This is a genomic window from Alcanivorax sp. DG881 (genome assembly GCF_000155615.1).
In the GTDB taxonomy this organism is placed as follows: Bacteria; Pseudomonadota; Gammaproteobacteria; order Pseudomonadales; family Alcanivoracaceae; genus Alcanivorax.
Genome location: NZ_DS989915.1, coordinates 1,506,810 through 1,527,750 on the forward strand (window position 1 = coordinate 1,506,810; position 20,941 = coordinate 1,527,750).

Here is a 20,941-nt window from a genome sequence, read left to right on the forward strand (position 1 = left end):
TCCGTATTTCGTAGGTTTACATCAGTATCCCGAATATCTTCTTAAGTTTCTGGGCGTCACTTCACAGAGAGTGACGCAGAATGTCATACAGAATACTCACGGGATACGGGAAATCTGTTAAACGGTAATACCATTATCACTACTGGCTTGCCGGCGACCGCCGAATGCGGCCGCGGTGCTCATAGAGAACAACAAGGACCAAGCCCATGAAAGGCTACCGGGGGATCATACTGATCGCACTTGCCATGGCGGTATCCGCCACAGCAACGGCAAACAGCCGGGATCAGGCTCAACGCATCCACAATCGGCTTGCCGGCGTACCGGCCGATGCCGCAACGCTGACCGAAATGGCGCAGCTGATTGACAACAACCAGGTGGCCGAGGCCGCCGAACTGGCCATGGACAACCCGGCCTTCTACAACGTCACCATCAAGCAGTTTGCCACGCCCTGGACCAACGAAGCCCAGGACGTGTTCGCACCGCTCAACGACTACACCGCCACCATCATCGGTGTGGTCCGTGACGACGTGGACTTCCGCCGCATTCTCTACAGTGACCTGCTCTATGTGGGCAACGCCAGCCCGGCCGCCTCTCCCTCCAGCAATGCCCATTACCAGGCGCTGGAAGATCAACATGCGGATCTGAGCACGGTACTCACTGAAAGCAGCCAGGCCAGCCAGTACGGCACCCCGGCAGAAGCCGTGGCCGGCGTCTTGACGACCCGCGCCGCCGCCAACGCCTTTTTCTACGCCGGCACCAACCGGGCCATGCTGCGCTTCACCATGATGAATCACATGTGTCGTGACCTGGAGCAGGTCAAGGACACCACCCGCCCCTCCGACCGCATCCGCCAGGACGTGAGCCGCAGCCCCGGTGGCGACAGCCGTATCTTCCGCAACAGCTGTATCGGCTGTCACAGCGGCATGGACCCGCTGGCCCAGGCCTTTGCCTACTACGACTGGGAAGGCGAACAGGAAGGCAATGGCGGCCGCATGGTCTACAACAGCGGCAACGATGCCGAGACCGGCACCCGGGTACAGGGAAAATACCTGATCAACAGCAACAACTTCCCCTGGGGCTACATCACACCCGACAACAGCTGGGACAACTACTGGCGCAAAGGCCCCAATGCCAACCTGGGCTGGGATCCGAGCCTCCCGGGCAGCGGCGAAGGTGCTGCCAGCATGGGCAAGGAACTGGCCCACAGTGAAGTCTTTGCCACCTGCCAGGCAGAGAAAGTCTTCCAGACCGTCTGCCTGCGCAAACCGGCCGACGGCGCCGACACCGCTGAACTGGCCAGCATGACCAGCCATTTCAAGAACGATAACTACCGCATGAAAACCCTGTTTTCCGATGCGGCCACCTACTGCATGGGGGAGTAACGCATGTCTTTTTTCCCGCTTACTTACCCTCGTAACGCCACCCTGTTCGCCAGCCTGCTTGTCGCCTTGCTCAGCGGCTGTGGCGGCAGCGGCAGCGGTGCCGACACACAGCCGAACGTGGATACCGGAGGCAACGGTAGCGGCGTGAACTACAACGGTCCTGCGCCGCGCAACGCCGACATCTCCGCGTTCAAAATCTATATCTGGAACAATCTGGTGAGTGAACAGCGCTGCGGCGCCTGTCACCGCAACCAGCAGCCCGCTTTTGTGCAAACCGGCAACATCAACGACGCCTATGCCGCCGCCAATCCGCTGATCAACCTGAACCAGCCAGCGGCATCCCGCATGGTGCAGAAAGTGGCCGGTGGCCATAACTGCTGGGAAGCGGACCCGCAGGTCTGTGCCGACCAGATCAGCACCTGGATCAGCGCCTGGGCAGGAGAAACCCTGGGCCTGGGTGGCGGCACCACCGAGCTGGACCAACCGCCCCTGTACGATCCCGGTGACAGCAAAAACTTCCCGGTGGACAGCGGGCTGTTCGAAACCACTGTCTACCCGCTACTGGAGCCGCATTGCAGCGAATGCCACCAGAGCGATGCCGCCACCCCGCAAGCGCCCTACCTGGCCGCCGATGATGTGGACGAAGCCTACAGTGCCGCGCAAAGCAAGATTGACCTGAACCAGCCGGCGCTCAGCCGCCTGGTGGAACGCCTGCGCGAGGACAACCACAACTGCTGGAGTGATAGCTGCAGCAGCGATGCCGACGCCATGGAAGACGCCATTCGCGCCATGGCCAACAACATTACCGCCACCGCCCCGGATGGTGACCTGGTGCTGAGCAAGGCACTAACCGTGGACGACGGCACCCTGGCCGCCGGCGGCGGGCGCTACGAAAGCAACGTGGTCGCCCGTTATGAATTCAAAACCGGTGAAGGCCTCACCGCTTACGATTCCTCCGGCGTAGACCCGGCCATCCATCTGCAATTCAGCGGCGATGTGGCCTGGGAAGGCGGCTGGGGCATTCGCCTTAACGGCGGCAAGGCCCAGGGCAGTACCCAGACCAGCAAAAAGCTCACCGACCTGATTGCCGCCACCGGCGAACTGACCCTGGAAGCCTGGCTGGTACCCGCCAGCACCGGGCAGGACAATGCCCACATCATCAGCTACTCCGCCGGCACCATGGCCCGGAACCTGACCCTGGCACAAAGCGGCAGCAACTACCTGGCCTACCAGCGCATCGGCGAAGCCACCGACAGCAACGGTGAGCCGGTACTGGCCACCGCCGATGACCCGCTTCAGGCAAGCCTGCAGCATGTCGCCATCACCTTTGACCCGGTTAACGGCCGCCAGATCTACATCAATGGTGAACGCAATGGCGCCACCGACCCGGTTACCCCGAACCTGCTCAACACCTGGGATGACACCTTTGCCCTGGTGCTCGGCAACGAAGCCTCCAACGACCGCCCCTGGGAAGGGGTAATCCGGTTTGCCGCCCTTCACAGCCGGGCGCTCACCGGTGACCAGATCCGCACCAACTTTGCCGCCGGGGTCGGCGAGCGCTACTTCCTGCCGTTCTACATCGGCCACCTGATTGATCAGCCCGGCGCTTACCTGGTGTTCGAAGTGTCCCGCTTCGACAACTACAGCTACCTGTTCGCCGCGCCCTATTTCATTAATCTGGAGCAGGATATCGTGGACACGGAAGAGGCATTGCAAGGGCTCCGCCTGAGCATCAACGGCCGCGTCCCCGACGTGGCACAGTCCTTTGCCACGGTGGATACCCTGATTGGCGGAGAAGGCTACAGCGAACAGGGCGAAACCCTGTCTCGCCTGGGCACCCTGCTACCCGTGGAGCAAGGCCAGGAAAACGACGAGTTCTTCCTCACTTTCGAGCGCCTGGGCAGCCACACCAATGTGTACACCGACCCGCAGCCCCTGCCGCTGACACCGAACCAGTACGGCGAACAGCCGCTGCCCGGCCTGCGTAACTTTGCCGAAATCAACGCCACCATGAGCCAGCTGACCGGAGTACCTGAAGGATACGGCGAGGTGCCGGACACCTATCAACGCCTGCGTGCCCAGCTGCCCAGTGAGGAAAATATCGAAGCCTTCCTCACTGCCCATCAAGTGGGGGTTGCCCAGCTGGCCATCGAATACTGCAACGCCCTGGTGGAAGCAGAGCGCAACAATGACGCCAGCATTCAGCCGTTATTCGTGGGCATGAATTACAGCGCCGGCGCCGACACCCTCAGCCAGCAGAACTGGAAAGACTGGGTCATTTCACCGCTGTTTGAACGCATGGTTGGTAACGGCCAGGCCAGCCAGCCAGACCGCGACGGCGTAGAAAGCGAACTGGAAGACCTGCTGTTCAATACCAACCTGACCCAATGCAGCAGCGACTGCGTGGAGCGCACCGCCACCGCCACCAAGGCGGCCTGCGCGGCCATGCTGGGCAGCGCCACCATGCTGTTTCAATAAGGGGCACGACCATGAAAAGAATGATGAAAAAACCACAGGCCTTGCACCCCGACGCCCCGCTGTTAAATCTGGGCCACGGCAAACCCATCAGCCGCCGCGACATGCTCGGGCGTGGCCTGGTGTCCGGCGCGGCCTTCGGCAGCGTGGGCCTGTTCGGCTTATTCAGTAACCCCCGCGAGGCCATGGCCGCCCTGCAGGGCGACCTAGAAACCATCAAGACCGATTGCGGCATCCTCGGTGCCGGCGCCGGCAAGATCCCGTTCATCTGTTTCGATCTGGCTGGTGGCGCCAATATCGCCGGCTCCAATGTGCTGGTGGGCGGCCAGGGCGGCCAGCTGGATTTTCTCAGCAGTGCCGGCTACTCCAAACTGGGCCTGCCCGGCGGCATGGCACCCAGCACGGATCCCGGCGTGGTCAATACGGACCTGGGTCTGGCCTTCCACAATGATTCACCCTTCCTGCGCGGCATACAGGAAAAAGCCCCCGGCGCCATGGGCAACGTGAATGGTTGTGTGATTCCGGCGCGCTCCGAAAACGACACCGCCAATAATCCGCACAATCCCATGTACGGCATCTTCAATGCCGGCGCCGACGGCGAGCTGCTGTCGCTGATCGGATCACGCAGCTCATTGTCCGGCGGTAACTCCATGTCGCCGGACGGCTCCATCATCGCCTCTGCCCGCCCCACCAAGGTGGACCGGGGCACCGATGTGACCGGCCTGGTGGACACCGGCAAGCTGGTGGGCCTGCTTTCCAAGGACGATGCCGTGTCGGTGATGGAATCCATCGCCCGCATCAGCCATAAACGCATCGACCGTATCGACAGCGGCCTCACCGATGCCAACCGCCGCGCCAACCTGCGCGACCTGCTGCGTTGTGGCTATGTGGAAGCCGCAGATATTACCGACCGCTATGGCGACCCCTCTGCCCTGAATATTCGTCAGGACACGGACATCCTCAGCATCTTCTCCGAGGCGGAGTTGAATGACCGTGAATTTGAGAAAACCGCCTCCATCATGAAACTGGTGATCAACGGCTACGCCGGCGCCGGCTGTATTTCCATGGGCGGCTTCGATTACCACACCGGCGAACGGGGCACCGGCGAACAACGGGACCTGCGCGCCGGGCGCTGCATGGGCGCCTGCCTGGAATACGCCCGCCGCCGCAACATGCCGCTGATGATGTACGTGTTCAGCGATGGCTCCGTGTCCAGCAACGGGCGCATTGATGATTCCGCCAACGGCCGCGGCAAAGGCGAGTGGACCGGCGACAACTCGTCCACCGCCGCCTCGTTCTTTCTGGTCTACAACCCCAACGGCCGCCCAACCCTGAACACCAACGGCGCCAGCGCCGAGAACCATCAGCAACTGGGCTGGATGCGAAGCGACGCCTCGGTGGAAACCGCTGGTACTCCGGCGGCCAACAACGTGAACCTGCTGGCGGAAACCGTGTGGCTGAACTACATGGCGTTGCACGGTGAACTCGGCCAGTTCAGCGCCCGCTTCCCCAATCACAGCCTGGGCAACGCCGCTTCGCTGGACAAACTGGCCGCCTTCAACCCCATCGTCAGCGGCCCCGTCTTTCCTCCTCCCGCCTGACCCACCCTGCCGGGGCGGCACAGGGCCGCTCCGGCAGGTACACTGCTGTCACTCTCCTTTGCTGACAACCCGAAGACGATTGCCATGGTTTCGCTTACCCCCACTGCCCGCCTGATCACCTTGATCACACCTGCCCTGCTCCTGCTGCTGGCCATGCCGGCACAGGCCCGGTGGCAACAACAGGACTGGGATGTGATGGGCACCCGGGCCAGCGTCACACTGTGGTCCGAGCAGGATGCGGCCCCCTTGTTCGACGCGCTGAAAGAGGAAATGGCGCGCCTGAATGCCTTGCTGTCCCCCTGGGTGGAAAGCAGCGAACTGGCCCGGGTCAACGCCCGTGCCGGCGAGACAACACAAACCATCAGCGCGGAGTTTTATCAGCTGCTGGCACGGTCTCTGGACTACTACCAACTCACCGACGGCGCCTTCGACATTACCTTTGCCAGTGCCGGGCACCTGTACGATTACCGCGAAGGCAAGGCGCCGAACGATACCGAGCTGGCCGCTGCGAACCAGCATATCGGCGCCGACCGTATTGAACTGACCGCACCGGACAAGGTGCGTTTCCGTGACCCCCGCACCCGTATCGATCTGGGCGGTATCGCCAAGGGGTACGCCATTGACCAGGGCATCGCCTTGCTGAAAGAGGCAGGCGTCGAACACGCCTACCTGTCACTGGGCGGGGACAGCTATGTGCTGGGCGATCACCGGGGCCGCCCCTGGGAAGTGGGCATTCAACACCCGCGCAGTAAACAGGACATCGCCATGAAACTGCCCATGGCCAATCTGGCCATGTCCACCTCGGGGGATTACCAGCGTTATTTCATTCAGGACGGCCGCCGCATTCATCACATCCTGTCGCCAAAGACCGGCAAAAGTATCGATGGGCTGGCCAGCGTTACCGTGCTGTGTGACAACAGCATCGATGCCGACGCCCTCTCCACCAGCGTCTTTGTGCTGGGCGCCGAAAAAGGCCTCGCGCTGATCAATCGTCTTCCTGAGACCTCCGCCATCATCATCAACCGGGAAGGTAACGTCACCTACTCCAATGACCTGACTGGCGGCTGACAACGCACAGGGCGAGACGCCCAGTGCCGGAAGCCTGACGCGGCTAAAAACCAGAAATCAGGTTGATGGCGGTATCGCCGGGTCTTTCGTTGAATGTCCGTCTGCGTGGCCAGAGTCGCGCCAATCTGCACTGGACCTTGTCTCAGGCGCGAACCAGCAATCCGACTCCGGCCCCTACCATGACGCAGCCCGCGCCAAGCTGCAGCGGCCGCCGGTAGCGTGGCGGCAACGCCACCGCCGCCAGCCGGCTGGCCAGCAAGGCATAGGCGACTTTTACACTGCCCACGGCCACGACCGTTACCAACAACACCGCAGCTATCGCCGCGCTTTGCAGCGCAGGCAAATCCACGAACACGGGCAACAAACTGGCATAAAAAACGATGGCCTTGATATCTCCCAGCGTTACCAGCAGGCCCGCCAGAAAACTCGCACCATGGTGGCCTGAACGCTTGTCGCTGTTCCCCGGATTGCTCACGGCCGCCCGCCGGGAACGGATCAGCTGCACGCCAAAACCTATCAGCCACACCGCTGCCAGTATCCGCACCACCACAAACGCCGTCCCCAGCCACTGGGCCAGGGCCGCCATGCCGAACAGCGCAAGGCTCACAAACAGCAGGTCCGCCAGCACAATACCTGCGGCCACCAGCAAACCATGGGAAACGCCATACCGGGCGGAACGGACCACCACCAGCGCCACACTGGTACTGGGCATCGCTGCCATAACCATGAGGGATAGCATCAACAGAAACAGCGACGGGATATCCATAAGCCCTCACCAACGCAGAAAGGATGCGGAATGATGATCCTTGCCAGTCTACCGCGAGACTGCGCCACCCCGCGCCTCACCACACAGTCGCCCCTGCTCCAACTGCAGACGCCAGACGTCATGGTAATCCTCCGCTTGCGGAAAATCCGCCGCGCCGGCCAGGTAGAGGCTGTCGTCCCGCAGGGTTTGGCCCAACAACAGCGTGCCGGTAAAGCCAAGAGGAAGGTGCAACGCAGGGTAACGCCAGGGCATCACACCGCCGCGCACCCGCTCTGCCGCCACCCCGTTGAGCGCGGGCCATCGCGCCGGGACGGTAACGATCTCACCTTGTTCATCCACACCGATCAGTCCGCTCGGTGGCGCGCACAGGGCCAGCTCGGCCAGGTACAGGGTGCCGCCCTCAATGAGGTAATGGCACACATAACCGCGCCAGCAAGCGGAACTGTCGCCATCGGGATAAAGATCCCAGTCCGCCGGTGAAAACGCAGCACCACTGATCACATCGAACCCTTGCCCCCTGTGGTGCAAGGAATCCAGCTGTTGCGCTGTCACCGGGACGAGCCCATGGGCGGCTGTAAGGGGAACGCTGAGGACTGCGGCGCCGCCTCGTCCGGGGTCTGCTCACGCTCGCGGCTGCTGCGCAAGGCGCGATGGTAAAGATCGGCCAGCCCTTCATGGGCCGACGCACTGAAACGCTTCAGGCGGTTGCGGGTTTCGGTAACCTGTTCATAGGCCGACGCCTGCAAACCGTACTGTTGGCGACGCATCAACAGCGCCCCGCGTTTCTGTAAGCGTTCCAGCTCGCCGGTCAGTGCATTCAATTCTTGCGAGAAATCTTCCAACCGCTCTGAGCGGTATGTGGCAAACAGCACACGGCTGCGCAGCACACGGGTTTCATCCAGCAACCCATCGATTTCATTAAGCTGATGCTGGCGTTCCCACTGGCGCGGCACGATGTTTTCCTGCATCTCCCACAGCAAAACACCTTTGTAGAAGTCCAGCTTGGCGGTCACATCCGGGCGCTTTCGCTTGCCCCACCCCTCGGTGCGCTGCTCGGCATTCTGCTGCGCCTCCCACAGCTTGCGCTCCTTGTCGGTGGCGAAGGGCAACGGGTCCTGTTTGGCCACGGCCTCATCGTAACGGCGCTGCAAACGGGTCATGCGCCCCTGGAAATCCTGCTGTGACAGATCGTCCAATAGCGCTCGGGCCGCAGGGCGGGTTTCGTCCTGCTTGCGCCGATGGGCAGCCATCAATGTCTCAAAGGCCGGCAGCTTTTCCTGCCACTGGGTAAGCAGGTTCTTCTGCCGCAACAACTCGTGGTAGTTATTCCAGCCGCGTTGAAATTCGGTGGTGGCAAACCATTCATAAAAGGTTGGGAAACTTTCCACCCGACGCGGCAGGAACGGCGGCACCGGATCCATGGCGGTGGACCAGCGCGGCTCCCCCACCATGGCCGTAAACCATTCGCCACTGGCAATATCCGCTTCCACTTCCAGCAGGTATTGCTGCAAACCAGCAAAGCGATCCAGTGCAGTCTCGAATGCCTGCCTGGCAGAACGCTGATCGCCCATTTGCTCGTACAGGTAGGGAATCGCTAACTGCGCTTCCTGCACCGGCAATCGCTGGATCGACTTGGTGTCCAGCTGCTGCAGGACCGGCAGCGCCTTACGGGGCTGATTTTCAATCAACAGGGCGCGGGCATAGAGCAACAGGGAGATGTCGGCAAACGGCCCCTCCAGGCGAGCGTCTCGCAACAGGGCCAGCGCACGGTCTTCCTGATCGCTGCGCAACATGTAGATCGCCAGCGCCAGCATGGCTTTTTCCTTGATCGCATTAACCTGGGCGTCCCCCGGCGGCATGTTGGCCAGCTGCCAGAGCCATTCCTGCCCCAGCCCGGGATGCTTGCCGTTAATCCAGCTGATCGCCAGGTTATAGCGCAGGTAGGCATTGAGAGGATGGTCTTCGGAGAACGCATCAAGCAGCTCTGCGGCTTCTTCATAGCGTTGCAGACGCATCAGGACCCGCGCCCGCAAACTGAAATACACTTCTTCCAGTTTGGCTGGCGGCTCACCGACCTGTTGATCCAGCATGGCCAGCGCCTGTTGGTATTTCTGCTGGCGATAGTAAAGACCGGCAAGGTGAATCCACGCCCGCTGGGCGACTTCACCGCTGACCTGGGTATCGAGCAACTGGTTGAAAACCTGCTCGGCGTCTTCGGGCATGCCGTAGGCGCTGTACATGGCCCCCAACAGCACTTCCATATCCGCCTTGTGGATATCCACCTCGCCCCGCTCCAGCGCCATCTGGGCGCGGGTCAGGGCAGCAAAATAATCGCCTTTGAGATACAGATAGGCCACCTCACCATAGGCCAGCTCCTGCACCTGATGAGGTTCATCCAGGCGGGCCCAGCTCAGGGAACTGAGTAACAACAGCCCCACCACCAGCCCTTTCAAGCTTCCTCGCATTCGCATAGACCGCTCTCAGCGCCAGTCGCGAAAACGGAAACGCGGCTGCTGCTTGGCGGTATCGTCCTCGATATGAAGCTGAACGAAATGGCGGCCGTGATTCTTGTCGAAGTGGCCGGTCACCCCCTGGCGCATTTCCCGGCCGGCAGGCCCGGTGCCGGTGATAAAGGCCGTGAGCTCGTGATCACCATTCTTCACGTTGGCCAGCGCCAGACGCTGCACCGCACCGTTTTTCAGGGCGCGGATCTCCTTTTCCGTATAGAGATGGCTGGTCAGCACTTCGCCATCCAGCTCCAGCGTGATGCTGTCCGGCTGGAAAAAGTGCCCCACATCCAGAGAGACATAAATCCCGACCTGGGTATCGGCGGGGAACAGCAACTCTTCTTCGAGCAATAGCAGGCGTTTATTGACTTCCAGCACGTCACGTTTGAAATCGGCCAGATCCTTGTCCAGCTCGGCCCCGTGCAGCTGGGCTGCGACCAGCATCAACAACAAAATGAATGCGCGGCGCATGTGCGCTCCCCCGGTGTTAGCGTTTATCTACGTTGTTTTCAGATAGGTTCTTTTCAGGAAATCTACCATAGCTTGTCGGCTTTGACTGTTGTGATTGTCACAGCCTGCCGGATACAAATTTACGACATCCGGTACTTGCTTTCGGCCCGGCGATCACGCGACTATCGAGAAAGCCGGATGATTCTGTCATTCGGCCCTCGTGCCGGCGGCCCGGTCAGGATGCCGCACCACAGGCGCCCCGCAAGGGGCGCGGTGGTGTGACTGGCGATCGGGCCGTCCGGCACGCATTAATTACCCTCCCCCCTCTTCCGCTTCTTCTGCTTCACACTCGCAACTTTCCCGTTATGCTGGCCTCTAACCTGCACGTCGTAGCCCCTGTGCCCTATGGATGGAGTGAATAGATGAAAAAAGTGGTTTCCCTGTGGATGGCCATGGGCCTGCTGATACTGAGCGGCTGCCAGAGCCTGGCTGGCCTGGAGTCCCCGGAAGTCAGCGTATCCGGCATCAACCTGAACAGTTTCAACCTGTTCGAGCAGGAATGGGGGCTGACCCTGCGGGCCCGCAACCCCAACGACCGGGAGCTCACCCTCAACAGCCTGGATTACGAGATCTACGTCAACGGGGAGAAATTTGCCCGTGGACTGACCAACGAACGCATCACTCTGCCCGCCATGGGCGATGCCCAGGTCACCACCACCATTACCACCAGCCTGTTAAGCAGCCTGCAACAGCTGCAGAAAATCCAGCAGCGCAAGGACCAGCCATTGCAATACCGGCTGGTCGGCAAGGCACGGGTAGCGGGTGTGCCGATTCCCCTTTCCTTCGACAAGGAAGGCGAAATGACACTGCCGGCGATGCCATAGCGCTTGCCGCCCCAAGGAACACAGCCCGGGCATGGTCCGGCGGGTTATCAGTGTTGTTCTCTCAGCTGATGCCGAAAGCGGCCGGGGCTCTGCCCGGTCCAGCGCCGGAAGGCGTGATTGAAATTGGCGATTTCGGAAAAGCCCAGCCGTTCGCTGATTTCGGCCAGGCTGAGAATGCCCAGTAATAACCACTGTTCCGCCAGCATCCGCCGCACTTCATCCAGCAGGGCCCGGTAGCTGGTTCCTTCCGCCGCCAGCTGCCTGCGCAATGTCCGGCTGGTGATGGTCAGTTCTTCCGCCATGGCCTCCATATCCGGGAACCGCCCCGGCTGCTGCAACAACCGTCGGCGGACCCGCACCGCCACACTGCCCTTGCGGTAACGTTGCACCAATAACTGGTGGCACTGTTCCTCGCACAAGCGGGCCGTCACCGGGTTGGCCTGGGGCAGCGGCATATCCAGCAGGCCCAGCGCGAACCGTGCCTGGCTGCGGGGGCGATCAAATACCGGCGTCAGTCCGAAAACCGCCTCGAACGGGGCAATCGAGCGCGGCGGCAACCGCACTTCCAGTGAAGACAGCGGAATGCGCCCGGCAAACAGCTCCTCCTGGATCATCATCACCGCACTGGCATCCCGGGCCAGCAGATACTCACGCACCTCTTCGGGCACACGGCTATCATCCAGGATCAAGATGGCGTCATCGCCCTGCTCCTGCAGGGAAATATCCAGAAACGCGAAGGTCAGATCCAGGTAACGCAACCCCAGCTCAACCGCCTGACGAAAGGTGGGACTGCTCAGCAGCGCAAACCCCCAGACTCCATAGCTGCTCAGGTGGTAGCGCTGCCCCATGGCCAGGCCCAGCTCTGCCTCGTTGCCCAGTTCCCGGCACATGTTGCGCACCACGGTGAGCTCCTGCTCCGCATCAATGGTGCAATCAGCCTGGCCCAGCATGTCCGGATGAATGCCGGAACCCTGCAGACACGCCGCGACCGGCAGCCCCCGCTCTTCGGCAAAGGCCACCTGCATTCGCACGCTGGTAATGGCTCGCTGTACTGTCACTGGCGATGTCCGAATTCCACAATTTTCTGTCCCAGAATGCCATAAACAAGGCGTTTATGTATCGCTAGAGTGGAACCTAACGTTATTAACCGGATTGTTTCCCATGCAAGCAACGCACAACGTAGTCATTATTGGCGCCGGCTTCGGCGGACTGGGCATGGCCATTCGCCTGAAAGCCCAGGGGCAAGACGACCTGCTGCTGATCGAAAAAGGACACGATGTGGGCGGCTGCTGGCGCGATAACACCTATCCCGGTGCCGCCTGTGATGTGCCCTCACACCTGTATTCATTTTCCTTTGAACGGCATTACCCGTGGAGTCGCCGCTTCGCGCCGCAGAAAGAAATCTTTGCCTACCAGCAATACTGCGCACGCAAGTACGACCTGTATCGCCACATTCGTTTCAACACTGAAGTGGCGGAAGCCCGCTTTCTGGATGACGCCGGCCTGTGGGAAATCACCCTGACCAACGGCGAGGTGATCACCTGTCGCGCCCTGATCACCGCCACCGGCCAACTCAACCAACCGGCCTACCCGCCGCTTGCCGGCATCGAGGACTTTCAGGGGCCACACTTCCACAGCGCCCGCTGGAATCACGATGAAGACCTCACCGGCAAAACCGTGGCCGTGGTGGGCACCGGTGCCAGCGCCATTCAGTTTGTGCCGGAAGTGGCCAAGGTGGCCGGCAAGGTCAAACTGTTCCAACGCTCCGCCGCCCATGTGATTGCCAAACCCGATCGTGCCTACAAGAAAGCCGAACACTGGGTATTAAAGAAACTGCCACTGACCCAGACGCTGGATCGCATGCGCATCTATGCGGCCAATGAATCCCGGGTACTGGGCTTTACCTCCTTCCAGAAAGCCATGGCGGTTTACGAGTGGCTATTCGCCCGGCACCTGAAAAAGCAGATTAGCGATCCCGCTCTGCGTGAGAAGCTGACCCCGGACTACCCCATGGGCTGCAAACGCATCCTGATGTCCAATGACTACTATCCGGCACTGGCCCAGGCCAATACCGAAGTGATCAACTACGGCATCGATGCGGTAGACAAGCAAGGGCTCACCGACAGCAGCGGCACCCACCATAAAGTGGATGTCATCATCTACGGCACCGGCTTCAAGGCCACCGATTTCCTGACCCCGATGACCATCACCGGCCGCGATGGCGTGGACCTGAATACCGCCTGGCAGGACGGCGCGGAAGCCTACCTGGGCATCACCGTGCGCGGCTTCCCCAACCTGTTCATGCTCTATGGCCCCAACACCAACCTGGGCCATAACTCGATTATCTACATGCTGGAAAGCCAGATTCATTACGTGCAGCAATGCCTGGCCGAAATGGACGAGCAAAAACTGCATTCTCTGGAAGTACGCGAAAGCGTGCAGGCGCGTTTCAACGATAACGTGCAGCGTAAAATCAGCGACACCGTGTGGGACAAGGGTTGCCACAGCTGGTACAAGACCGAAAGTGGCAAGAACACCAACAACTGGCCCGGGTTCACCTTTGACTACCGCCGCCAGACCCAGCACCTGGAACTCAGCGACTACGAGTACAAAGCCCTATGAGTCTGTTTGTTGATCGCATCAGCCGCAGCCAGTCCACCGTTCAGCAGTTGCTGGCTGGCGCCCTGCGCCAGTCCCTGGCCCTGCTGTTCAAACCCGTCGCCAACCCCCGTTTCAGCTTTGCCGCGCAACGGCGCTGGCTGGACATCATGGCCTACAGCACTCTCAAGGCCGGCAGCATCGGCAGCCATGACAAAGCCATTGCCAATGTGCCCTGCCGCCACTACCAGCCACTGCATGCGCAAAGCACCGTGCTCTACCTGCATGGCGGCGGCTACGTGGCCGGCAGCCCGGACAGCCACAAGGCAATCACCTCGCACCTGGCCAAGTTTGCCAATGCCCACGTGGTGGTGCCGGATTACCGGCTCGCCCCGGAGCACCCCTGCCCTGCGGCCATCGAAGATGCGGTGGCGGTTTATCAGGCCCTGCTGGACGACGGCGTCAGCCCCGCATCGCTGACGCTGATGGGAGACTCCGCCGGAGGCGGCCTGGCCCTGGCCACACTGCAAGCCCTTAAAGCGGCCGGCACGCCGCTACCCAGTGCGACCATCCTGTTTTCCCCCTGGGTCGACCTGACACTGGGGCAACTCTTCGACACCGACCGGGACATCATGCTCAGCCATGCCTGGCTGGACAGCGCGGCCAGAGCCTACGCCGGTGATGACACCCGCAACGCACAATGCTCCCCCCTGTTCGGCGATTTAACGGGCCTGCCTCCGATTCTGATCCAGGCCGGCGGCGATGAAATTCTGCTCAATGACAGCCATCGCCTGTGCACCGCACTGAACGAAGCCGGCACCCCGACACGGCTACAGATTCACCCCCAGCGCTGGCACGACTTCCAATTGCATGCCGGGGTACTGGCGGATTCGGATCAGGCCCTGATGACCTGTGCCCGCTTTATCCACCAACACGCGGTCCCTCAACACGAGAAAGGTGGCAACCCATGAAACGCATTCTGATTACCGGCGCCGCCAGCGGCATCGGGCTGGCCACTGCCACGCTGTTTCATAACAAAGGCTGGCAGGTGGGCCTCACCGACATCAATGAAACCGCCCTCGCCAGGCTGGCAAAAACGCTGGGTGGCAGTTGGTATCAACGGCTGGACGTCACCGATGCTGACGCCTGCCAGCAGGCCTGCGAGGCCTTTGCCCAGGGCAAGGGTTTCGACGTACTGTTCAACTGTGCCGGCATCCTGCGCATGGGACACTTCGAAGATATCAGCGCCGCCCAACACAAGCAGATCATCGATATCAATGTCACCGGGTTGATCAACATGACCCTGGCGGCACAATCGCATCTGCAACTGAGCACCGAGCCCGCCGTCATCAACATGAGCTCAGCGTCTGCGCTCTACGGGGTGCCGCACCTGGCCTCTTATTCCGCCAGCAAGTTTGCCGTGCGCGCGCTCACCGAAGCACTCAATATCGAGTGGGCCCGCCAGGGCATTCGGGTAGTGGATATCATGCCGCCGTTTGTGAAAACGCCGATGCTGGATGACGCTGAATTCCGCGCCCCGGTGGTGGACCGTTTGGGGGTCAATCTGACCGCCGACGACATTGCAGCCAAAGCCTGGCAGGCCGCCAATGAAAACGTCGCGGTGCATAATCCGGTCGGCGGGGTGTTCAAATTCATCAAGTTGATGGACAAGGTATTACCCAGCGCCTCCACCAGGATGACCATGACATTTCTCAGCCGGGAATAGTCCGCGTCAGGGTTTCTCCGGCGGCCGGGGAAAACGGATTTTGACCTTGCGGCGGCCCCATTCACGGGCCGCCTGCACATCCTCCCCCATATAGATATCAATCTTGCGTTTCCAGCGCCGGTGCATCTTGTCCTTCACCACCCAGACACCCGGCAAGCCCTCCACGGTAACCTCGGTATTGTGGGTCAGCCCCAGCCGGATCAGGTCGCGGGACACTGCGATGGCCTGCATTCCCGGCACCAGACGATCACCCCAGGCGGCGAGCGCATGGTCGCTGCCCGCCCCCTGCCCGTGCAGTGAGTTGTAAGCCGAAGCCGTCACCGTCAGTTCCATCATCGGCACCGCCGGGGCTTTTTCCGCCTCACAACGGGACACCAGCCCGGTCGTCCCCACCAGCACCAGGGAAAAAACCGCCGCATTCACTCGCCGTTGCAACGACACTGCTACGCTCATGGCATGACTCTCCGTACGTTGCGCTTTTCTCTTATTCTTTTTACCGGGGTGCTGATGGCCGCATGCAGCCTTTTTTCCGGCAAACAATCAGACACCACCAGTATACCTGAGCCTCTCACCCAGACTGTGCGGGAGTGGGCGCCTGATGACACCCCACGGGGCGTCATCCTGGGCTTGCACAGTTTCGGGGATTTCGGCGCCGCGTTTGAACAGCTGGGTCCCTGGTTCGCCGAGGCCGGCTATGTGTTTGTGGCCTACGATCAGGCCGGCTTTGGCGACCGGCTGGAGCAAGGCCGCTGGGCCGGTGAGAAGCAACTGGTCGATGAAGCGGTGACGCAGATCCGGCGCCTGCACCAGACCCATGCCGCGCCCCTGTTTGTGCTCGGCGAAAGCCTGGGTGGCGCCGTGGCCATACTGGCCGCCCAGCAGGAACCGGACAAGGTCGCCGGATTGATGCTGGCCGGGCCTGCGGTGCGCGAAGGGATTCGCTTTCGTTATGGCTGGAACGCCGCCATCGCCACCGCCGCCACCCTGGCCCCCGGCTACCGCCTCACCGTTGAACGCAACGCCGATGATCCCACCCTCGCCCCAACCAGCGCTCAACGCCTGGCCGAGGATCCGCGCGTTATGCGTGAGGTTCGGATGGACGCCTACTGGGGGCTGATCAAGCTGGCGGACAGCGCCAGCGATTCGGCCAACAACCTGAACACCCCTACCCTGCTGCTGTACGGAGGCAAGGACCATTCCGTGCCGGAAGCAGGCATTCGCCACCTGCGGGCACATTTATCCGCCAACGACCGGGGGGAATACCGTTTCTATCCGAATGCGCCGCACCTGTTACTGCAAAGCCGGCAGTGGCAGCAGGTCAGCCAGGACATTTCCCAGTGGCTTGCCATGACCCAACTGCCGCAGAAAAACGCAGAAAATGGCCCCACCGGCCCCACTCCCACCTGTGAGGCCTGTTAAGCTGACCACACACCAACTGGGAAGCGGGGCAAGGACCATCATGAGCAAACGCGTACTGATCACCGGCGGCAATTCCGGCATTGGTTTCTGCACGGCAGAGCAACTGGCCGGCCGCGGCGCGGAGGTTATCCTCGCCTGCCGCGACCAGACCAAGGGGCAGGCCGCCGTCGCCAAAATCAAGAACGCCCACCCACAGGCAAAAGTGCGCCTGTTTGCCCTGGATCTGGCAGACCTTGAACAGGTACGCGATTGCGCCGCTGAGCTCTATCAGGAACTGGGCCACATTGATGTGCTGATCAACAACGCCGGCGTGGTGCCCACCCAGCAGGAGTTCACCAAAGACGGTTACGAAATGCAGTTCGGGGTAAATTACCTGGCCCCGGTGCTGTTCACGCACCTGATGCTGCCCCTGCTACAGAAAGGCACCCAGCCCCGGATTCTGCACCTGGCTTCGGTGGCTCACTGGCTGGGCCGTATCAACAAGAAGACCTGGAAAGGTCGCAAGCCCTACCTGGTCATGGACGCCTACGGTCAGTCCAAGCTCGCCAATATTCTGTTCAGCAACGTACTGGCCGACCGCCTGAAAGACACCGGCATCACCAGTAATGCCCTGCATCCCGGCGGCGTGGACACACCGATTTTCCGTCATGTGCCCAGCGCCGTCATGGCACTGATTCGCCCCACGCTCACCACCCCGGAAAAAGCCGCATCGCTTCCCGTGAGCCTGGCACTGGACGAACAGTATGCGCAGATCAGCGGAGAGTATTTCGCCAACCACAAACCGGCCCTGCGCTCCCCCCGGGCCCGCAACAGCAACCTGGCCGATGAGCTGTATTACGACACCATGGCTGAATTGAATATGCCCGCATTGTGAGCAAAAAAAGTTCTTCACGGGTCAGCGAGAATGTCAGCTTTACCGTCGTTTTCCTGGCTTATCGCGTATAACTCACACTTTGCAGGACGCTCGACGCCGAATGCCTGACGCAAAACACCCACTCTGAGAGGCAGTCGCTATTCCGGCATCTCTTTTGAGAAATACTCCAGCGACAATCAGGTAACACCTGTTGACGAAAAGAGTAGAGGGATCAAGGCTTCAGGGGTTTGACTGAAAGCGTCAGCCGTCGGGCATCCGGCGTCCAGCGGTTGCCAAGGCAGGATCACAGAAAAAGTCCCGACATCAGCTCAATCACTCCATTGCGCGATCAAACCCCAAAACGGCAACCGACAACCCGTCACTCCAGTGCGGCCTCCCTGACCGCCGCTTGTAGCTCGGGATAGAACGCCAGGAACCCGGCCTCCAGGGCTTGGTAGCGCGGCTCAATTTCCTGGATGATGCCGGCAAAGTCATTGGCAAAGCGGATACGCCCGGCGATCACATCCAGCGCCTGTCCAACCCGCTCCAACTCCCCGTATTGGTTAAGCAGATCATGCTCAATCAGACGCTCCACCCGCTCACGCATGGGGAGATGCATCAACGGCAGGCCCGCTTGCAGATGTTGGTAATGGCGGATAATGGCTGCGTCCCGGTCATGTCCGTAGAAGGTGGCCCAGTGCTGCCACAGAAAATGATCGAACAACACGTCCAGCGCCACTCCGGCAAAACGGCGCCGGCGGGCCGAAAACCCACGGCGTTGCGCCATGACCCAGGGGTGGTGGTCGGTGAACCGGTCCACCAGGCGATGATTATCCAATCCCCGGCGCAGCGGCTCACTCAGCTCACTGACCACCGCACCGCGCATAAAATCCCCCAGCACGTTGCCCACCTTGGAGGGCACCGACGGTTGCGCCAAGGTCAGATGGGCCAGGTAATTCACGATGCACCACGGTCCAGTCGGTAACGCAGGTTCTGACGTACGGCCGGCCATTCCTGCTCAAGAATGGAAAACACCACCGTGTCGCGGTACACGCCGTCGGCTGAACGCGTGTGGTGGCGCAGCACGCCATCCTGTTTGGCGCCCAGGCGGGCAATGGCCGTGCGTGAGGCGTGGTTATGCCAGTGGGTTCGCAACTCCACCGCAACGGCATTCAACGTTTCGAAGGCATGGCCCAGCAATAGCAGCTTGCACTCGCTATTCACCGCGCTGCGCTGAAAACGGCGGGCATACCAGGTGTGGCCGAGCTCCAGGCGCGCATTATTCTCGTCGACACGAAAAAAGCGGGTGCTGCCGATCACCTTGCCGCTGGCACGGTGGCGCACCGCGAAGGGCATATCGCCCTGTGCCCGCCCTTGCAAAGCCGTATCGATATAATTCGCCACCGTTGCCGGGGCCGGCACCGTGGTATACCAGAGGCGCCACAACTCGCCATCGGCCGTAGCCTCGGCCAGATCCTCCGCATGGTTCACACACAAAGGCTCCAGCACCACATGCTCGCCTTCCAGTGTGACCGGTTTTATCCATCGCTCCATTTGCCACCCCTGTACGTCAGGCAATTCCATGCGCTCTCCTGCCGGCGCCCGTCTTGCCTGTACCCCGGCGGCGAGAGAATCAGCCCGGCGGCCAGCTGAATGAGCGACCACCCAGCACATGCACATGCAGGTGGAACACGGTCTGGCTGGCGCCAGCGCCGTTATTCACGTTCAGGCGGAAGTCCTCCAGCCCCTCCTGTCTGGCGACCTGACTGGCCACCAGCAACAGATGCCCAAGCAATGCCTGATCGGCCTCTTCAGCATCGGACAGCTTGGCAATCGGCTTCTTGGGAATCACCAGAAAATGGGTCGGCGCCTGGGGATTGATATCCCGGAAGGCCAGGCACTGGTCGTCTTCGAAGATGATATCGGCAGGAATCTCCCGGTCGATGATCTTGGAGAAAAGCGTTTCAGCCATAACTGGTCTCGGTTGGGTCAGCGAAAAAGCCACGGCGGAACCCCGTAGCCACGTCACAGGATGTGCACTTTACTGTGCAACCGGTGTGCCCCGGTTCACAGCTACTACGATAACTGCTCGTAAAATGTCCGCAGCAAGCGCTGTGCACCTTAGCGGCAGCCCAGAATAATGGCATTATAGCACCTGTCGAAACCCATCATTATCAACCGGAACAGCATGGCCACTCTTTTTGTCGAAAATTTAACCGTCGCCGATTTCTCCTACCTGCACCCCAAGCGCGGCATGGTGGGCGAATCCTGGCTGGTGGACCTGGAACTGAGCGGCGATCTGGATGATCAGGGCATGGTCTTCGACTTTGGCCACATCAAAAAGCGCATCAAGCAGATCATTGATGACAGCGTGGATCACCGTCTGCTGGTTCCCGTGGACAATGACCAGGCCACCATCGCCGAACGCGATAACGACACCAGCCTGGAATGGGTATACCGGGGTGGCACCATCCGCATGGTGGCGCCCAGCCAGAGCCTGTTGCTGATGCCCGGTCCGGAAGTGTCCAAGGCCAGCCTGACCCTGTATCTGATGGATCTGATCCAGACCGTGGTACCGGCGAATGTAGCGGAAGTGCGCGTGGTACTGCGCGAAGAAGATACCGGCACCGCGCCGTTCTATCACTATTCCCATGGCCTGAAAAAGCACGACGGCAACTGCCAGCGCATTGCCCACGGACATCGTTCCAATATTCACATCTTCGAGAATGGCCGACGCAGCCGTTACTGGGAAAAGCTCTGGGCAGACCGCTGGGAAGACATCTACCTGGGTACCGAGGAAGATCTGGAAGGCACTTACTACATCGACGAAATTCCCCACCACCGGTTCCGTTACGATGCCGAGCAGGGACATTTCGAGCTGGTGATCCCGGAAGACCATTGCTACATGGTCGATACGGACACCACTGTAGAACAGCTGGCCGCCCACATTGCTGCGCAACTGGCCGATGAAGCTCCCGGCAAGCACTTTCGGGTCCGCGCCTTCGAAGGTGTCGGCAAGGGCGCCATCGCCGAAGCCGGCGAGAACCTGCCCGGCAAGACCCACAGCAGCTGGCTCAGCGGCACCTCAGTAATTTGAGGGCCAGCTGTTAGCGACTAGCCTCGAGAAAACCCCGCAAGCGGGCTTCGCCACATTCCTACAGCGGCTGCGAAGAAGGATCGGTATTGGGGAACTATCCCGGCTTTTCCTATCG

The 20,941-nt window shown here is 60.9% G+C and carries 20 protein-coding genes; 11 read left to right on the forward strand and 9 right to left on the reverse strand.

Annotated features, from left to right (window positions below):
• Positions 1–206 precede the first annotated feature (206 nt).
• The 4 genes from ADG881_RS06700 to ADG881_RS06715 all read left to right on the forward strand — a co-directional run bounded on the left by ADG881_RS06700 (position 207) and on the right by ADG881_RS06715 (position 6,526).
• Positions 207–1,382, forward strand: coding sequence for a hypothetical protein (locus tag ADG881_RS06700; RefSeq protein ID WP_007150668.1), 1,176 nt, complete (start codon positions 207–209; stop codon positions 1,380–1,382).
• Positions 1,383–1,385: 3 nt separating this feature from the next.
• Positions 1,386–3,860: a LamG domain-containing protein gene (locus ADG881_RS06705; RefSeq protein ID WP_007150318.1), complete on the forward strand. Its 2,475-nt coding sequence runs from the start codon at positions 1,386–1,388 to the stop codon at positions 3,858–3,860.
• Positions 3,861–3,871: 11 nt separating this feature from the next.
• The gene (locus ADG881_RS06710) at positions 3,872–5,458 is read left to right on the forward strand and encodes a hypothetical protein (RefSeq protein ID WP_007149988.1); all 1,587 of its coding nucleotides are present in this window, start codon (positions 3,872–3,874) and stop codon (positions 5,456–5,458) included.
• An 84-nt stretch (positions 5,459–5,542) separates the two neighbouring features.
• Positions 5,543–6,526 carry an FAD:protein FMN transferase gene (locus ADG881_RS06715; protein WP_007150591.1) on the forward strand — a complete coding sequence of 328 codons (984 nt, stop codon included), beginning with the start codon at positions 5,543–5,545 and terminating at the stop codon, positions 6,524–6,526.
• A gap of 142 nt (positions 6,527–6,668) precedes the next feature.
• Here the strand turns inward: ADG881_RS06715 and ADG881_RS06720 are convergent, their stop codons facing one another.
• Genes ADG881_RS06720 through ADG881_RS06735 form a run of 4 tightly spaced genes read right to left on the reverse strand, consistent with a single transcriptional unit; the run spans position 6,669 to position 10,270 of the window.
• Positions 6,669–7,292 carry a LysE family translocator gene (locus tag ADG881_RS06720; protein ID WP_007151216.1) on the reverse strand — a complete coding sequence of 208 codons (624 nt, stop codon included), beginning with the start codon at positions 7,290–7,292 and terminating at the stop codon, positions 6,669–6,671.
• Between the two features lie 48 nt (positions 7,293–7,340).
• The gene (locus ADG881_RS06725; protein ID WP_007149064.1) at positions 7,341–7,844 is read right to left on the reverse strand and encodes a hypothetical protein; all 504 of its coding nucleotides are present in this window, start codon (positions 7,842–7,844) and stop codon (positions 7,341–7,343) included.
• Positions 7,841–9,763 (reverse strand): lipopolysaccharide assembly protein LapB, encoded by a 1,923-nt coding sequence (locus tag ADG881_RS06730; RefSeq protein WP_083787465.1) that lies wholly within the window; start codon positions 9,761–9,763, stop codon positions 7,841–7,843. Before ADG881_RS06730 ends, ADG881_RS06725 begins: the two co-directional genes overlap by 4 nt.
• Positions 9,764–9,772: 9 nt before the next feature.
• The gene (locus tag ADG881_RS06735; RefSeq protein WP_007148718.1) at positions 9,773–10,270 is read right to left on the reverse strand and encodes a hypothetical protein; all 498 of its coding nucleotides are present in this window, start codon (positions 10,268–10,270) and stop codon (positions 9,773–9,775) included.
• Positions 10,271–10,671: 401 nt separating this feature from the next.
• Here ADG881_RS06735 and ADG881_RS06740 point away from each other — a divergent pair, with 401 nt between their 5' ends.
• Complete coding sequence (locus tag ADG881_RS06740) at positions 10,672–11,133, forward strand: LEA type 2 family protein (RefSeq protein WP_007149413.1); 462 nt, start codon at positions 10,672–10,674, stop codon at positions 11,131–11,133.
• A 47-nt stretch (positions 11,134–11,180) separates the two neighbouring features.
• Here the strand turns inward: ADG881_RS06740 and ADG881_RS06745 are convergent, their stop codons facing one another.
• Positions 11,181–12,191: an AraC family transcriptional regulator gene (locus tag ADG881_RS06745; RefSeq protein WP_156790358.1), complete on the reverse strand. Its 1,011-nt coding sequence runs from the start codon at positions 12,189–12,191 to the stop codon at positions 11,181–11,183.
• 103 nt (positions 12,192–12,294) lie between these two features.
• Between ADG881_RS06745 and ADG881_RS06750 the strand changes: the two genes are divergently transcribed.
• From ADG881_RS06750 to ADG881_RS06760, 3 genes are read left to right on the forward strand one after another with little or no spacing between them, the layout of a single operon-like run.
• The gene (locus ADG881_RS06750) at positions 12,295–13,755 is read left to right on the forward strand and encodes an NAD(P)/FAD-dependent oxidoreductase (protein ID WP_007150296.1); all 1,461 of its coding nucleotides are present in this window, start codon (positions 12,295–12,297) and stop codon (positions 13,753–13,755) included.
• Positions 13,752–14,702 (forward strand): alpha/beta hydrolase, encoded by a 951-nt coding sequence (locus ADG881_RS06755; protein ID WP_007150638.1) that lies wholly within the window; start codon positions 13,752–13,754, stop codon positions 14,700–14,702. The genes ADG881_RS06750 and ADG881_RS06755 overlap by 4 nt, the downstream gene beginning before the upstream one ends.
• Positions 14,699–15,457 carry an SDR family oxidoreductase gene (locus ADG881_RS06760; RefSeq protein WP_007149890.1) on the forward strand — a complete coding sequence of 253 codons (759 nt, stop codon included), beginning with the start codon at positions 14,699–14,701 and terminating at the stop codon, positions 15,455–15,457. The genes ADG881_RS06755 and ADG881_RS06760 overlap by 4 nt, the downstream gene beginning before the upstream one ends.
• Before the next feature lie 6 nt (positions 15,458–15,463).
• Here ADG881_RS06760 and ADG881_RS06765 read toward each other — a convergent pair whose 3' ends face one another.
• Positions 15,464–15,910, reverse strand: coding sequence for a 3D domain-containing protein (locus ADG881_RS06765; protein ID WP_039926365.1), 447 nt, complete (start codon positions 15,908–15,910; stop codon positions 15,464–15,466).
• Positions 15,911–15,964: 54 nt separating this feature from the next.
• On the opposite strand from ADG881_RS06765, the gene ADG881_RS06770 reads away from it, so the two are divergent.
• Positions 15,965–16,876 carry an alpha/beta fold hydrolase gene (locus ADG881_RS06770; protein WP_039926366.1) on the forward strand — a complete coding sequence of 304 codons (912 nt, stop codon included), beginning with the start codon at positions 15,965–15,967 and terminating at the stop codon, positions 16,874–16,876.
• A 40-nt stretch (positions 16,877–16,916) separates the two neighbouring features.
• A complete protein-coding gene (locus tag ADG881_RS06775; RefSeq protein WP_007150218.1) occupies positions 16,917–17,750 on the forward strand; it encodes an SDR family oxidoreductase in 834 nt (277 codons plus the stop codon).
• A gap of 358 nt (positions 17,751–18,108) precedes the next feature.
• Here ADG881_RS06775 and ADG881_RS06780 read toward each other — a convergent pair whose 3' ends face one another.
• From ADG881_RS06780 to ADG881_RS06790, 3 genes are read right to left on the reverse strand one after another with little or no spacing between them, the layout of a single operon-like run.
• Positions 18,109–18,690, reverse strand: a complete 582-nt coding sequence (locus ADG881_RS06780) for an ACP phosphodiesterase (protein ID WP_007150994.1) — start codon at positions 18,688–18,690, stop codon at positions 18,109–18,111.
• Entirely contained in the window at positions 18,687–19,313 is a 627-nt protein-coding gene (locus ADG881_RS06785) for a GNAT family N-acetyltransferase (RefSeq protein ID WP_007151227.1), read from the reverse strand. The genes ADG881_RS06780 and ADG881_RS06785 overlap by 4 nt, the downstream gene beginning before the upstream one ends.
• Positions 19,314–19,362: 49 nt before the next feature.
• Positions 19,363–19,701 (reverse strand): histidine triad nucleotide-binding protein, encoded by a 339-nt coding sequence (locus tag ADG881_RS06790; RefSeq protein WP_007151572.1) that lies wholly within the window; start codon positions 19,699–19,701, stop codon positions 19,363–19,365.
• A 216-nt stretch (positions 19,702–19,917) separates the two neighbouring features.
• Between ADG881_RS06790 and ADG881_RS06795 the strand changes: the two genes are divergently transcribed.
• Positions 19,918–20,826: a 6-carboxytetrahydropterin synthase gene (locus tag ADG881_RS06795; protein ID WP_007151130.1), complete on the forward strand. Its 909-nt coding sequence runs from the start codon at positions 19,918–19,920 to the stop codon at positions 20,824–20,826.
• The last annotated feature ends 115 nt before the right edge of the window (positions 20,827–20,941 follow it).